General features: G+C 74.4%; 11 protein-coding genes. 7 read left to right on the top strand and 4 right to left on the bottom strand.

Features of this window, described 5'->3' with window-relative positions:
- Positions 1-80: 80 nt before the first annotated feature.
- Positions 81-1,445 carry a carbohydrate-binding protein gene (locus ACFVU3_RS04985; RefSeq protein ID WP_390063748.1) on the bottom strand — a complete coding sequence of 455 codons (1,365 nt, stop codon included), beginning with the start codon at positions 1,443-1,445 and terminating at the stop codon, positions 81-83.
- A gap of 138 nt (positions 1,446-1,583) precedes the next feature.
- On the opposite strand from ACFVU3_RS04985, the gene ACFVU3_RS04980 reads away from it, so the two are divergent.
- Entirely contained in the window at positions 1,584-2,096 is a 513-nt protein-coding gene (locus tag ACFVU3_RS04980; RefSeq protein WP_390063747.1) for a hypothetical protein, read from the top strand.
- Between the two features lie 126 nt (positions 2,097-2,222).
- On the opposite strand, the gene ACFVU3_RS04975 is transcribed toward ACFVU3_RS04980, so the two are convergent.
- Complete coding sequence (locus tag ACFVU3_RS04975; protein ID WP_390063745.1) at positions 2,223-3,176, bottom strand: LysR family transcriptional regulator; 954 nt, start codon at positions 3,174-3,176, stop codon at positions 2,223-2,225.
- Positions 3,177-3,225: 49 nt separating this feature from the next.
- Positions 3,226-4,200, bottom strand: coding sequence for an acetylxylan esterase (locus ACFVU3_RS04970; protein ID WP_390063744.1), 975 nt, complete (start codon positions 4,198-4,200; stop codon positions 3,226-3,228).
- Between the two features lie 221 nt (positions 4,201-4,421).
- Between ACFVU3_RS04970 and ACFVU3_RS04965 the strand changes: the two genes are divergently transcribed.
- Positions 4,422-5,945 (top strand): Re/Si-specific NAD(P)(+) transhydrogenase subunit alpha, encoded by a 1,524-nt coding sequence (locus ACFVU3_RS04965; protein WP_390063743.1) that lies wholly within the window; start codon positions 4,422-4,424, stop codon positions 5,943-5,945.
- A 1-nt stretch (position 5,946) separates the two neighbouring features.
- Complete coding sequence (gene pntB / locus ACFVU3_RS04960) at positions 5,947-7,365, top strand: Re/Si-specific NAD(P)(+) transhydrogenase subunit beta (RefSeq protein WP_390063741.1); 1,419 nt, start codon at positions 5,947-5,949, stop codon at positions 7,363-7,365.
- Here the strand turns inward: pntB and ACFVU3_RS04955 are convergent.
- The gene (locus tag ACFVU3_RS04955; RefSeq protein WP_390063740.1) at positions 7,352-8,848 is read right to left on the bottom strand and encodes a long-chain fatty acid--CoA ligase; all 1,497 of its coding nucleotides are present in this window, start codon (positions 8,846-8,848) and stop codon (positions 7,352-7,354) included. The two genes, pntB and ACFVU3_RS04955, sit on opposite strands and share 14 nt — an antisense overlap.
- A gap of 183 nt (positions 8,849-9,031) precedes the next feature.
- Between ACFVU3_RS04955 and ACFVU3_RS04950 the strand changes: the two genes are divergently transcribed.
- The 4 genes from ACFVU3_RS04950 (at position 9,032) to ACFVU3_RS04935 (ending at position 13,427) form a co-directional block, all read left to right on the top strand.
- Positions 9,032-10,054, top strand: a complete 1,023-nt coding sequence (locus ACFVU3_RS04950; protein ID WP_390063738.1) for an AraC family transcriptional regulator — start codon at positions 9,032-9,034, stop codon at positions 10,052-10,054.
- A gap of 230 nt (positions 10,055-10,284) precedes the next feature.
- The gene (locus ACFVU3_RS04945) at positions 10,285-11,343 is read left to right on the top strand and encodes a 3-keto-5-aminohexanoate cleavage protein (RefSeq protein ID WP_390063737.1); all 1,059 of its coding nucleotides are present in this window, start codon (positions 10,285-10,287) and stop codon (positions 11,341-11,343) included.
- 133 nt (positions 11,344-11,476) lie between these two features.
- The gene (locus ACFVU3_RS04940; protein ID WP_390063736.1) at positions 11,477-12,451 is read left to right on the top strand and encodes a quinone oxidoreductase family protein; all 975 of its coding nucleotides are present in this window, start codon (positions 11,477-11,479) and stop codon (positions 12,449-12,451) included.
- 106 nt (positions 12,452-12,557) lie between these two features.
- The gene (locus ACFVU3_RS04935) at positions 12,558-13,427 is read left to right on the top strand and encodes a TauD/TfdA dioxygenase family protein (RefSeq protein WP_390063735.1); all 870 of its coding nucleotides are present in this window, start codon (positions 12,558-12,560) and stop codon (positions 13,425-13,427) included.
- The last annotated feature ends 9 nt before the right edge of the window (positions 13,428-13,436 follow it).

The following is a 13,436-nucleotide window of genomic DNA, read 5'->3' as shown; positions in this document are numbered from 1 at the left end:
CCCCACTGTACGCGGTGACGACGGGGCGCCACCCGCCCGGCAGGACGGGTGGCGCCGCGTACGAGGGAGCGGGGAGCCGGTCAGGCGCGCTGCCAGAGGGCCGGGACGTTCGGGGGCTCCCAGCCGGCCTGGGCCTGGTGGCCCTGGAGGCAGCGGTAGGTGGAGCCGCCGTACGTGACCGTGGCGCCGGCCGCGTAGACCGTGCCCGCCTTCCACGTGCCGCCCGGCTCCGGCTCGCCGGGGCCGGGGCCCGGGTCGGTGCCGGTGGTCCTCAGTGTCAGGCCGTAGTTCGACAGGATCGGGTTCAGCGGCTGGAAGTACGTGGTGCCGCCGCTGGAGCAGTTGCCGGAGCCGCCCGAGGTCACGCCCTGCGCCTGGCTGCCGGAGATGTACGAGCCGCCCGAGTCGCCCGGCTCGGCGCACACGGTCGTCCGGGTCACGCCGGAGATCGTGCCCTCCGGGTACGTCACGCTCGTGTTGTGCTGCTGGATCGTGCCGCAGTGCCAGCCGGTGGTGGAGCCGGACCGGCAGACCGAGGCGCCGACCGGCTGCAGCACGGACCCCGTGACCTGCGTGTTGGCGCCCCCCGCGCCCTTCACGTACGGGGTCGAGGTCCAGTTGCCGTTCGCCGCCACCCACGCCATGTCGTTGCCCGGGAAGACGGACGCCTGGAAGGTGCCCTGCGCGACCTGGTTGTAGCCGCTGGTGGACTGGCCGGCGCGACCGCAGTGGCCCGCCGTCGCGAAGCCCTGCGTGGTGCCCCGGGTCACCGCGAAGCCGACCGAGCAGCGGCCGCCGCCGCCCATGTAGTACGCGTCACCGCCCCGGATGTCGTACAGCGGGCGCGGCGCCTCGGCGCTCCGCACCACCCGCACCAGCTCGCGCGGCACCCCGGTCGCCGCCGCGAGGCCCGCCCCGGCACCGGTCCGGGTCTCCTCGACGACCAGGACGTTCGCCCGCACGTCCACGTACCGGACCGGCGCGTCGGCGTCCGCCGCCCGGTCCAGCCTCTCCTTCGCCCGCTCCAGGGCGGAGAGGTCGTGGCGGACCAGCCGGGCCGTCGCCCCGGCCGCCCGGATCGCGTCGAGGTCGGCGGAGCGGGTGGTGGCGACGGTCAGGGAGCCGGACTCGGCGCCGTCGACCCAGGCGCCGGCGAAGGAGGCGCCGAGCCGGTCGCGGAGCCGGGCGGCCGAGGCCCCGGCCTCGGCCTCGTTGACGAGGCGGCGCTCTGCCTGCGCCCGGGTCAGCCCCAGGTCACGGCCCATCGCGGCGAGCAGCTCGGGCCGCGCCTCGGCGGCGCCGAGCGCGCGGGCGGCGCTCTGCACGGCCGGGGCGGTCCCGGGGGAGGGCTGCGCGGCGGTGGCGGACCCGGACTGGAGCCCGGTCAGCACCATCCCTGCGGCGGCCAGGGCGGTACACGCCGCGCGGGCGTGTCGTCGGAGCATGGGGAGTCTCCTCGGTTCTCGGTGGGGGATCTGCGGAGAACCGTAGGAACGGGTCCGCGGGAGCGGGAGCCTCCGCTCGGCCCCTTCCCCCGCGTTATGGCCGACGGCACTGTCGGTGGCGGCCGTTACGGTGCGCCCATGAACGTTCCCGACGTCGTCCCGATCGCGTACGAGCCCGACTACCGCACCGCCACCATCGGCCGGTGGGACGGGGGCCAGTTCCTCGCCTCGGTCACCGCGGCCTTCCCGGAGGGCCGGACCGTCGGCGACGACTGGGCGCGGCACAAGCGCTGGTACGCGGTCCTGCACCGCTTCGACGCGGCCGGCCGGCACCTGGGGTCGAGCATCGTGTCCACGGGCACGACGGAGGACGGCGAGCGGGAGGTGGTCGAGGCCGCGCGGCTGCTCCTCGACGAGTGGCTGGACGCCCTGCCCGGGCGGCGGTACGAGTCCATCGCCGTCGCGCCCTTCGCCGTCCGGTGCGAAGGGGCCCTGTTCGGGCTGGTCGTGGAGCACCACGGCGAGGAGGACGAGGGTGGGGACGTGGAGGGGGACGGGGACGGGGGCGAGGACGGGGCGGGCGACTGGGTCGAGCTCTACCCCGACGGCCTGGGGTTCTCCGCCCCCTGGGACGGCACGTACGACACCTGACGGACGCTCAGGACGCCGGGTCCGCCGTCCGTCCCCGTCGCACGACCCGGCCGTCCGTCCGCCGCCCGTCCCCGTCGTCCGCCGCCCGTCCCCGTCGTCCGTCGCCCGCCCCCGCCGTCCGTCTGCCTACCCCGTCGTCCGTGGGCCCGTCCCGTCGTCCGGCCCGGCCGTCCGTCCCGCGCTGCGCGCCAGCGCCTCCGCGTGGGCGTCGCGCGCGTGGGCCAGGACGGCGGCGGCGCGTCCGGCGGCCCGGCCCTCGGGGTGCCAGCCCAGGAGGTGGCGCCAGAGGAGCGGGGCGCCGGTCAGCGGCCGGGTGACGATGCCGGGGGTGGCGGGGAAGGTCGCCCGGCACAGGCCCACCGCCCGGCCCACCTGGACCAGGTGCACACAAGAGGCGGTGTCCGTCTCGTACACCCGGGCCGGGGTGAAGCCGGCCCGGACGCACGCCGCGGCGAAGCAGTCGCCGAAACAGCCGTCCCCGGGCACGTCCGTCCAGTCCTCGGCGGCGAGTTCCGCCAGCGCGACGTGCGGCCGGGCGGCCAGCGGGTGGCCGGTCGCCAGCATCACGAACACCGGGTCGCGGGCCACCTCCGTCCAGGCGAGCCGGCCCGCCTCCGGCGGGGAGCTCTCGCCGCAGACCCCGACGAGCGCGAAGTCGAGCCGCCCGGCGACCACGCCGCCGGCGACCTCCCGCTCCGACCAGGAGGTGTACGTGGTCACCTGTGCCTCCGGCTCCGCCCGGGCGAGCCGGTCCACCAGGCCGCCGAGCAGCGGCCCGTGGGTCCCGCCGAGCCGGTGCCCGGCGGCCCCCTCCCGGGCGAACCGGACGGCCTCCTCCTGGAGTCCGCGGACGGCGGGCAGCACCACCCGGGCGCGGTCGAGCACCAGATCGCCCAGCGCGGTGGCCCGCACCCCGTCCCGGCTGCGGACGAACAGGGCGCCGCCCAGGGTCCGTTCGATGCGCTTGAGCTGGGCGCTGAGGGCCGGCTGCGCCAGTCCGAGGGCGGTGGCCGCGCGGGTGAGGCTGCCGGCCTCGGCGATGGCCCGGACCGTCTTCAGGTGCCGCAACTCCAAGTCCATGCGCCCAGCTTGACGGCGCATCACTGACAGGTCCAGACCAAGGGAGGGGCTATCGGGCGCGAAGCCGCTCCGGCAGCCACCGCAGCTGCGCCGCCTGCTGGAACGCCTCGCCGCCCTCGTGGTCGTTGAAGTCGTACACCTCGATCGCCTTGTCCTCGTGCGCGTACGCGTTGAACGCGGCGAACACCGTCGACGGCGGGCAGGTCAGGTCCTCCAGCGCGGTGGAGAACAGCGCCGGAGCCGTCGCGCGGGCCGCGAAGTGCACGCCGTCGAAGTAGGAGAGGGTCCGCCGCACCCGGTCCGTCCGGCCCCGGTGCGTCTTCAGGTAGTTGCCGATCTCCCGGTACGGCGTCCGGTCCGTGACCGTCGTCGCGCGCGGGAAGTCGCACAGGAACGGCACGTCCGGCGCCACCGCCGCCAGGTCCCGCACCAGGCCCGAGACGGCGATCGTGATGCCGCCGCCCTGGCTGACCCCGGTGACCGCGGTCCGGGCCGCGTCCGCCAGCGGGTGCGACCGGGCCGCCTCCACCGCGCGCACCGCGTCCGTGTACACGCGCCGGTAGTAGTACGTCTCCGGATCCTCCACGCCCCGCGTCATGAAGCCCGGGAACGCCGGAGCGCTGCCCACCGGGTCGGCGGTGTCGCCGGGCGCCCAGCCGCTGCCCTGACCACGGGTGTCCATCACGAAGTGCGCGAACCCGGCCGACGCCCACAGCAGATGACTGTGCGCCAGGCCGCGCCCGCCGCCGTACCCGATGAACTCCACCACGACCGGCAGCGGCCCGGTCGCCCCCGCCGGGACGACGAACCAGCCCTTCACCGGATGCCCGCCGAAACCGGCGAAGGTCACGTCGTGCACCTCCACCGTCGAGAGCCCCGTCGCCACGCGCTCGAACCGCGCGTCCAGCTCGTGCTCCCGTGCCTCGCCGAGCGTCCTCGCCCAGAACGCGTCGAAGTCCTCGGGCTCGGCCGCGTCGCTGCGGTACTCCCGGAGCCGGTCGAGGGGCAGGTCGAAAAGGGTCATGCGCACCGCCTGGTCAGGTCGTCACGTTCGAATGTCGACCGGTCCGTCCCGGCCCGAGCCACCCTAGCCCGCCCGCCCGGCGAATTCATATACGTGAATGATCTTCGTTCGCCCGTACGCCCCCACCGGTGGGCGGCATCGGAGCACGCCGCGCGAGCCTTCTTCACGGAGTCGTCCGCGGAGGCCAAGGTGGGAGCGAGAGCGGCGAACGGAGGGGTGCGGTGATTGTCGGAGTCCTCAGGGAAACACGGGACGGCGAGCGGCGGGTGGCGGCGACGCCCGTCACGGTGGGGCGGATCCTCGGGCTCGGGTACGAGGTCGTCGTCGACCCGGACGCGGGCGCGGCGGCGGGCTTCCCCGACGGCGCCTACGAGGCGGCCGGCGCGCGCATCGGCACGGCCGCGGAGGCGGACGTCGTCCTCGGGGTGAACGCCCCCGGCCCGGACCGGCTCGACCGGATGCGGCCCGGGGCCACGGTCGTCGCCCTGTTCGCCCCCGCGTCCGACCCGGCGGCGGTCGAGGACCTGGCCCGGCGCCCTCTCACCGTCCTGTCCCTGGACGCGGTGCCCCGCATCAGCCGCGCCCAGTCGATGGACGTCCTGTCCTCGATGGCGAACATCGCCGGCTACCGGGCCGTGATCGAGGCGGCCCACGCGTTCGGCCGCTTCTTCACCGGACAGGTGACCGCCGCCGGCAAGGTGCCCCCGGCGCGGGTCCTCGTCGCCGGCGCGGGCGTCGCCGGACTCGCGGCGATCGGCACCGCCGGCTCGCTCGGCGCGATCGTCCGCGCCACCGACCCGCGCCCCGAAGTCGCCGACCAGGTCCGGTCGCTGGGCGGCGAGTACCTCGCCATCGAGTCCCCGGAGACCGAGGTCTCGGCGACCGGCTACGCCAAGGAGATGGGCGACGACTACAAGGCCCGCGAGGCCGCCCTCTACGCCGCCGAGTGCCGCGAGGCGGACATCGTCATCACCACCGCCCTGATCCCCGGCCGCCCCGCGCCCCGCCTCGTCACCGCCGAGACGGTCGCCGCCATGAAGCCGGGCTCGGTCATCGTCGACATGGCCGCCGCCAACGGCGGCAACGTGGAGGGCACCGTCCCGGGGGAGCGGACCGTCACCGCGAACGGCGTCACCATCCTCGGCTACACCGACCTGGCCGGACGCCTGCCCGCCCAGGCGTCCCAGCTCTACGGCACCAACCTGCTCAACCTCCTCACCCTCCTGACGCCCGGCAAGGACGGCGTCCTCGTCCTCGACCAGGACGACCCCGTGCAGCGCTCGGTCACCGTCGTCCGCGACGGCGCGCTCGCCTGGCCGCCCCCGCCCGTCCAGGTCTCCGCCACCCCCGCCGGCGACTCCGCCGCGCCGCAGCCCGTCTCGCCGGTGAAGGAACCCATGACGCCGCGGCGCCGCTTCACCGGCGTCGCCCTCGGCGCCCTGGCGCTCTTCCTCGCCGTCGGCTTCGCCCCCGCCGCGCTCCTGCCGCACGTCACCGTCTTCGTGCTCGCGATCGTCATCGGCTACTACGTCATCGGCCACGTCCACCACGCGCTGCACACCCCGCTCATGTCGGTGACCAACGCCATCTCCGGGATCATCGTCGTCGGCGCGCTGCTCCAGATCGGGCACGGCGGCACCGTCGTCACCGTGCTGGCGGCCGCCGCGATCCTGCTGGCGAGCATCAACGTGTTCGGCGGCTTCGCGGTGACCCGCCGCATGCTCGGAATGTTCAACAGGAGCTGACATGTCCGCCACCCACGCCGCACAGGCGGCCTACCTCGTCGCCGCTCTGCTGTTCATCCTCGCCCTCGCCGGACTCTCGAAGCACGAATCGGCCCGCCTCGGCAACGCCTTCGGCATCCTCGGCATGGGCGTCGCCCTCGCCGCCACCGTCGTCCTCGCCGCCGACCGGGGCATCGGCGCCGGCGCCGCCGGCCTGCTCGCCGCCGCCATGACGGCCGGCGCGCTGATCGGCCTGTGGCGCGCCCGCGGCGTCGAGATGACGGGCATGCCCGAACTCATCGCACTGCTGCACTCCTTCGTCGGACTCGCCGCCGTCCTCGTCGGCTGGAACGGCTACCTGGAGGTCGAGCACGACCCCGGCGGCGCCGAGGCCGCCGCCCTCGACGCGGCCGGCACCCTCGGCATCCACCACGCCGAGGTGCTCATCGGCGTGTTCATCGGCGCGGTCACCTTCACCGGCTCCGTCGTCGCCTACCTCAAGCTCTCCGCCCGGATCGACTCCAGGCCGCTCATGCTCCCCGGCAGGAACGCCCTCAACCTCGGAGCGGCCGCCGTCCTCGCCGTCCTCACCGCCCGGTTCACCGTCACCCCCGCCCTCTGGGTGCTCGTCACGGCGACCGTCCTGGCCCTGGCGCTCGGCTGGCACCTGGTCGCCTCCATCGGCGGCGGCGACATGCCCGTCGTCGTGTCGATGCTCAACAGCTACTCCGGCTGGGCGGCCGCCGCCTCCGGCTTCCTCCTCGGCAACGACCTGCTGATCGTCACCGGCGCCCTCGTCGGCTCCTCCGGCGCCTACCTCAGCTACATCATGTGCCGGGCGATGAACCGCTCCTTCCTCGCCGTCATCTCCGGCGGCTTCGGCATCGAGGCCCCGGCCGGCTCGCAGGTCGACTACGGCGAGCACCAGGAGATCACCGCCCAGGGCGCCGCCGAACTCCTCGGCGCCGCCCGCTCGGTGGTCATCACCCCCGGCTACGGCATGGCCGTCGCCCAGGCCCAGTACCCGGTGGCGGAACTCGCCTCCAAGCTCCGCGCCCGCGGCGTGGACGTCCGCTTCGGCATCCACCCCGTCGCCGGCCGGCTGCCCGGCCACATGAACGTCCTCCTGGCCGAGGCCAAGGTGCCGTACGACATCGTCCTGGAGATGGACGAGATCAACGGCGACTTCGCCGACACCGACGTCGTCCTCGTCATCGGCGCCAACGACACCGTCAACCCGGCCGGCGCCGAGGACCCCACCAGCCCCATCGCCGGCATGCCCGTCCTCACCGTCTGGGAGGCCGGCCAGGTCATCGTCTTCAAACGCTCCATGGCCTCCGGCTACGCGGGCGTCCAGAACCCCCTCTTCTACCGCCCCAACACCACCATGCTCTTCGGCGACGCCAAGGACCGCGTGGAGGACATCGTCAGCGCCCTGTGACGAGCGCCCGCTTGAGGATCTTGCCGGTGGCGCCCTTGGGCAGCTCGGCGACCACCCGGACCACGCGCGGGTACTTGTAGGCGGCGACCCGCTCCCTCGCGTACGCCCGGATCTCCTCCGGGGTCGCCTCCTCGCCCGGCCGCAGCACCACGAACGCCGCCACCTCCTCGCCGTGCCGGTGGTGCGGGACGCCCACCACCGCGCACTCGGCGATCGCCCGGTGCCCGTACAGGACCTCCTCCACCTCGCGCGGATACACGTTGTAGCCGCCCCGGATGATCAGGTCCTTCTTCCGGTCCACGACGAAGTAGAAGCCGTCCTCGTCGACGCGCGCCAGGTCACCGGTGCGGAACCAGCCGTCGACCAGCGCCGGAGCGCCGGACGCGTGCACATAGCCCTTCATCACGTTCTCGCCGCGCACGGCGATCTCGCCGACCGCCCCCGGCTCCACCTCGGCCCCGTCGTCCCCGACGAGCCGCAGCTCGACGCCCCGCACGGGGGTGCCGATCGAGCCGGCCCTGCGCGGGCGGTCCGGATGGTTGAAGGCGGCCACCGGCGAGGTCTCCGACAGGCCGTACCCCTCCAGCACCGTCGCCCCGAAGGCCCGCTCGAAGCCGTGCAGCACCTCGACCGGCAGCGCCGCCCCGCCCGACACCGCGAGCCGGATCCGGGGAGAGCCCGGCCCGTCCCGCTCCCCGTCCCGCTCCCCGTCCCGCAGCAGCGCGGAGAGCATCGTCGGCACGCCGAGGAAGACGCTCACCCGGTCGCGGCGCATCACCTCCAGGGCCCGCCCCGCGTCGAACCGGGGCAGCAGGGTGAGCGCCGCCCCGGCGGCGAACGCCGCGTTCATCGCGCAGGTCTGGCCGAAGGCGTGGAACAGGGGCAGGCCGCCGAACAGCACGTCCTCCGGGCCGAGGAGGAGCAGGGTCTCCGCCGTGGTCGCCGCGTTGGTCAGCAGATTGCGGTGCGTCAGCCGGGCGCCCTTGGGGGTGCCGGTCGTGCCCGAGGTGTAGAGGATCACCGCGGTGTCGTCGTCCGCCCGCGCCTCGGCCCCCGCCACCGGCCGGGCGCCGCGCGGCAGAGCGGGGAAGGCGTCGGCGTCCGTGACCAGGCACTCCGCCCCCGCCTCGGCGGCCGCCCGGCCCGCCTCGTCCGCGCACAGCGGGTGGACCAGCGAGAGCCGGGCCCCCGAGTCCCGCAGCACGAAGGCCGCCTCCCGTGCCTTGAGCAGCGGGTTCATCGGAACCACGACCCCGCCGGCGCGCAGGATGCCGTAGTAGGCCACCGGGAACAGCGGCACGTTCGGCATCGTCAGGGCGACCGGGTCGCCCGGCCGGACACCCCGGTCGCGCAGCACCGCGGCGAGCCGCGCGCTCGCCCCGTCGAGCCGCGCGTACGTCAGCGCCGTGTCGTCGTGGCGCACGGCGACACGTTCCGGGTGCGCGGCGGCGGAGTCCAGCAGGAGCGTGGCGAGAGTGGTCATGACGGTCGTGACCTCGATTCGTCTCGGAGGGGCGGCGGACGCCGCCGGCACGGGACCGGCGGCCGGCTCCCGGCCGTACCGTCCGCGTCGCTCCGGGATGCTACGGAGCCGCCACCCGTGACGCTTGACGCCAGGGGACCGGAAACTTAACTTCTGGGGACCCGTCGCCCCTGGAGCGTGCCCATGAGGCCCCTTGCCCGCACCGCCGCGCTGAACGGCTACGTCGAGCTGAGCCGTTCCCTCGGACTCGACCCCCGCGCCCTGATGAGAGGCGTCGGCCTGGACACCGCGGACCTGGCCGTGCAGGACCGCTGGATCTCCGGCACCGCCGTCGCCGACCTGCTGGAGCGGTCCGCCGCAGCCTCCGGACGCGAGGACTTCGGGCTCCTCCTCGCGGAGCTGCGGCGCTTCTCCAACCTCGGCCCCCTCAGCCTCCTCGTCCGCGAGGAACCCGACGTCCGCAGCGCCCTGGCCCTGCTCATCCGCCACCAGCACACGTACAACGAGGTCCTGCACGCCCGGCTCTCGGAGGGCAACGGCGTCGCCACGCTCAAGGTGGACCTCCGGCTCGGCGAACCGCGGCCGGCCCGGCAGGGCACCGAGCTGGCCGTGGCCGCGTTCCACCGGGTGCTGTGCGGCTTCCTCGGCCCCCGCTGGCGTCCGGCGGCCGTCTGCTTCTCCCACCCCGCCCCGCGGGACACGGCGAGCCACCGCAGGCTGTTCGGGCCCGTGGCCGAGTTCGACCGCGACTTCCACGGCATCGTCTTCTACGCCGAGGACCTGGACGCCGCCAACGCGATGGCCGACGCACAGCTCCGCAGCTACACCCGCCGCTACTTCGACTCCGTCGCCGCTCCCCGGGAGGCGACCGAGGTGGACCGGGTGCGCGACCTCATCGAGGCGCTGCTGCCCACCGGACGCTGCTCCATCGAGCAGATCGCGCGCAGTCTCGGCGTCGACCGGCGCACGGTCCACCGGCATCTGGCCCGCTCCGGGGAGACGTTCTCCTCCCTGCTCGACGCGACCCGCACGGGGCTCGCCGAGCAGTTCGTCGCCAACCCCAGCCGCACCCTGACCGAGGTCGCCACCCTGCTCGGGTTCTCGTCGCTCAGCGCCTTCTCCCGCTGGTTCCACGAGCACTTCGGCACCGGCCCGCGGGAGTGGCGCAGGGCCCGCTCCGGGGCGGCGGCCCACGACGGAGGCTGACCACGGGGACCCCGCACGGAGCTCCCGGGGGGTGTCCCCGATCGGCAAGTCCCCTGTCCCGCCAGGAAAAGCGGGCACGGGAGGACCGCCCTACGGTGACACCACCGCACACCCCCTGGACCCCCGGCTCCTCCCGGCCCGGACGTCCGCCGCCGCGGGTCCCGCCGGCGCGTCCGCCGGTGCCGCCGCCCGTCCAGGGGTGCGACCGCCCCTCGACAAGGAGAAGCAGCGTGCACTTCCACGACGACTCCCTCTACCCGGAGAACCAGGAGAAGCTGGTGATCCAGGTCGCGCCGTACGGCCCCGAATGGCTGCCCGGCGACGCGGACGACCTGCCGCTGACCATGGACGAGCACGTCCAGGCGGCCGTCGACTGCCACGCCGCCGGAGCGACGGTGCTCCACATCCACGTCCGCGAGCTCGACGGCAAGGGCTCCAAGCGGATGTCGCTGTTCAACGAACTGCTCGGGCGGCTGCGCGAGGCCGTCCCCGACATGGTGCTCCAGATCGGCGGATCCATCTCCTTCGCCCCGGAGGGCGAGGGCGGCGACGCCAAGTGGCTCGCCTACGACACCCGCCACCTGCTGGCCGAACTCACCCCGGCCCCCGACCAGGTGACGATCGCCATCAACACCAGCCAGATGAACATCGTCGAGATCATGGACGACGACGACCTCGCGGGCACCTCGATCGCCAAGCCCGACTACCACCGCGCCTATCGCGACATGGTCGTCGAGGCCGGCCCCGAGTTCTACCTGGAGCACCTCAGGAGGCTCCGCGACCACGGCATCCAGCCGCACTTCCAGCTCGCCCACCTGGCCCAGCTGGAGACCGTCGAGCGGCTGATCCGCTCGGGCGCCTACACCGGGCCCCTGATCCTCAACTACGTGGCCATCGGCGGCGGTTTCGCCGGCCGGCACCCCGCCGACCTGGTCGAGTTCATCCGGCGCGTGCCGGACGGCGCCGTCCTGACCGTCGAGAGCTCCATGCGCGCGGTCGCGCCGATGAACGCCGTCGCCATCGCGCTCGGCCAGCACGTGCGCGTCGGCAACGAGGACAACCTCTGGCGCGCCAAGGGCGAGCGGATGTCCTCCGTGGCCCAGGTCGAGCAGATGGTGCGGATCTCCGAGTCGCTCGGCCGCGAGATCGCCACCGGCGCGGACGCCCGCCGCGTCTACCGGCTCGGCGAGTACTACGCCGACGCCGACGAGACCCTCGCACGGCTCGGCATGGTGCCCAACCGCCGCCCCGGACAGCGCGGCTTCATGCTCCGCGACGTCACGGCCTGACACCGAGCCCCGAGGCCCCGGGGGCGCGCCGCCCGCGCCCCCGCCCCCGCCCGTCCTGCTGTCCGGCATCCGCCCGTCCCTCCCCGTCCCGACCCGTCCCGCCCCGTCACCCCACGATCCTTCGGAGCATCCCGTGGCACACGCCGTCCGCTTCCACGAGACCGGTGGTCCCTCCGTCCTGACCTGGGAGGAGGTCGCCGTCGGCGACCCCGGCCCCGGTGAAGTGCGCGTCCGGCACGAGGCCGTCGGACTCAACTTCGCCGACACCTACTTCCGCACCGGCCTGTACCCGGCCCGCCTCCCCGACGGCATCGGCGTCGAGGCCGCGGGCGTCGTGGAGGCGGTCGGCGCCGGTGTCACCGACGTCGCCGAGGGCGACCGGGTCACGTACACCGGGAGCCCCCTCGGCGCCTACAGCACCGAGCGCGTCATGCCTGCCGCCCACCTCGTCAAGCTGCCCCCCGAGATCGACTGCGAGACGGCGGCGGCGATGACCATGCGCGGTCTCACCGCCGCCTACCTGCTGCGCCGGATCCATCCGCTGAAGCCCGGCGACACCGTGCTGCTGCACGCCGCCGCCGGAGGGGTGGGCCTCATCGTCTCCCAGTGGGCCGCCCTGCTCGGCATCCGCGTCATCGGCACCGTGTCCACCGAGGAGAAGGCCGAGATCGCGCGGGCCCACGGCTGCGCGCACGTCCTCCTCCACCGGCGCGACGACGTGGCCGAACGCGTCCGCGAACTGACCGGCGGCGCGGGCGTCCCCCTCGTCCTCGACGGCATCGGCAAGGACACCTTCGCCGGCTCCCTGGGCTCCCTGGCCCGCCGGGGACTCCTGGTCTGCTTCGGTACCGCCTCCGGCCCCGTCCCCCCGATCGACGCCATGCAACTGGCCCTGGCCGGCTCGGTCTTCGTCACCCGGCCCGCCCTCGCCGACTACATCGCCGACCCCGCCGAACGGGCCGCGCTGGCCGGAGAACTCTTCGCCCACGTCTCCTCCGGACGCGTGCGGATCGCGGTCAACCAGCGCTACGCCCTCCCCGACGCGGCCCGCGCCCACCGCGACCTGGAGGCCGGGAGGACCACCGGTTCCTCCGTCTTCGTCGTCTGACCGGAGCTCTCCGTCCCCGCCCACCGCCCACCGTCCCCACGCACCCCCCGCCCACGTCCCCCTATCCCCCTATCCCCCTATCCCCCTCCAGGGAGTGATGGCACCCATGCCCGACACCCGCCTCCCGCTCGTCGCCGAGCCCCTGACCTGCGTCATCGGAGCCGAGCTGCGCGGAGTGCGCCTCGCCGACGCGGTCCACGACGACGGCCTGTTCGCCGAGATCAAGCGCCTGCTGCTGCGGCACAAGGTCCTCTTCCTGCGCGACCAGGACCTCTCGCGCGCCGACCACGTCGCGTTCGCCTCCCGCTTCGGCCCGCTGGAGGACCACCCCGTCGCCGGCAGCGATCCCGACCACCCCGGACTGGTCCGCATCTACAAGGACCTCGACAGCCCGCCCGAGCACTACGAGAACGCCCTCCACACGGACGGCACCTGGCGGGAGAACCCCTCGATGGGCGCCGTCCTGCACTGCGTCGCGTCGCCCCCGGTCGGCGGCGACACCATCTGGGTCGACATGGCCGAGGCGTACCGCCGCCTCCCCGAGCACGTCAGGACCCGCGTCGACGGCCTGCGCGCCCGCCACAGCATCGAGGCCACCTTCGGCGCCGTCCTGCCCGAGAAGGAGCGGCACGCGCTCAAGGCGCGCTTCCCCGACGCCGAGCACCCCGTCGTGCGCACCCACCCCGAGACCGGCGAGCGGATCCTCTTCGTCAACGCGTTCACGACGCACTTCGTGAACTACCACACGCCCGAGAACGTCCGCTTCGGCCAGGACTACGCACCGGGCGCGAGCCGGCTGCTCGGCTACCTCGTCGGCCAGGCCGCCGTCCCCGAGTACCAGGTGCGCTGGCGCTGGACCCCCGGCAGCGTGGCCATCTGGGACAACCGCTCCACGCAGCACTACGCCGTCCAGGACTACTGGCCCGCCGTCCGCAGGATGGAGCGCGCCGGGATCGTCGGCGACCGGCCCTTCTGACCCGCACCC

The organism is Streptomyces sp. NPDC058052 (genome assembly GCF_042885515.1).
Lineage (GTDB): Bacteria > Actinomycetota > Actinomycetes > Streptomycetales > Streptomycetaceae > Streptomyces.
Note: the sequence above shows the minus strand (reverse complement) of the source record. Positions and strands in the feature narration are given on the sequence as shown.

What these genes read in the sequence shown, in the direction of transcription:
- ACFVU3_RS04985 (WP_390063748.1), bottom strand. Translation starts at nt 1,445, where the DNA reads ATGCTCCGACGACACGCCCGCGCGGCGTGTACCGCCCTGGCCGCCGCA.
- ACFVU3_RS04980 (WP_390063747.1), top strand. Translation starts at nt 1,584, where the DNA reads ATGAACGTTCCCGACGTCGTCCCGATCGCGTACGAGCCCGACTACCGC.
- ACFVU3_RS04975 (WP_390063745.1), bottom strand. Translation starts at nt 3,176, where the DNA reads ATGGACTTGGAGTTGCGGCACCTGAAGACGGTCCGGGCCATCGCCGAG.
- ACFVU3_RS04970 (WP_390063744.1), bottom strand. Translation starts at nt 4,200, where the DNA reads ATGACCCTTTTCGACCTGCCCCTCGACCGGCTCCGGGAGTACCGCAGC.
- pntB (WP_390063741.1), top strand. Translation starts at nt 5,947, where the DNA reads ATGTCCGCCACCCACGCCGCACAGGCGGCCTACCTCGTCGCCGCTCTG.
- ACFVU3_RS04955 (WP_390063740.1), bottom strand. Translation starts at nt 8,848, where the DNA reads ATGACCACTCTCGCCACGCTCCTGCTGGACTCCGCCGCCGCGCACCCG.
- ACFVU3_RS04950 (WP_390063738.1), top strand. Translation starts at nt 9,032, where the DNA reads ATGAGGCCCCTTGCCCGCACCGCCGCGCTGAACGGCTACGTCGAGCTG.
- ACFVU3_RS04935 (WP_390063735.1), top strand. Translation starts at nt 12,558, where the DNA reads ATGCCCGACACCCGCCTCCCGCTCGTCGCCGAGCCCCTGACCTGCGTC.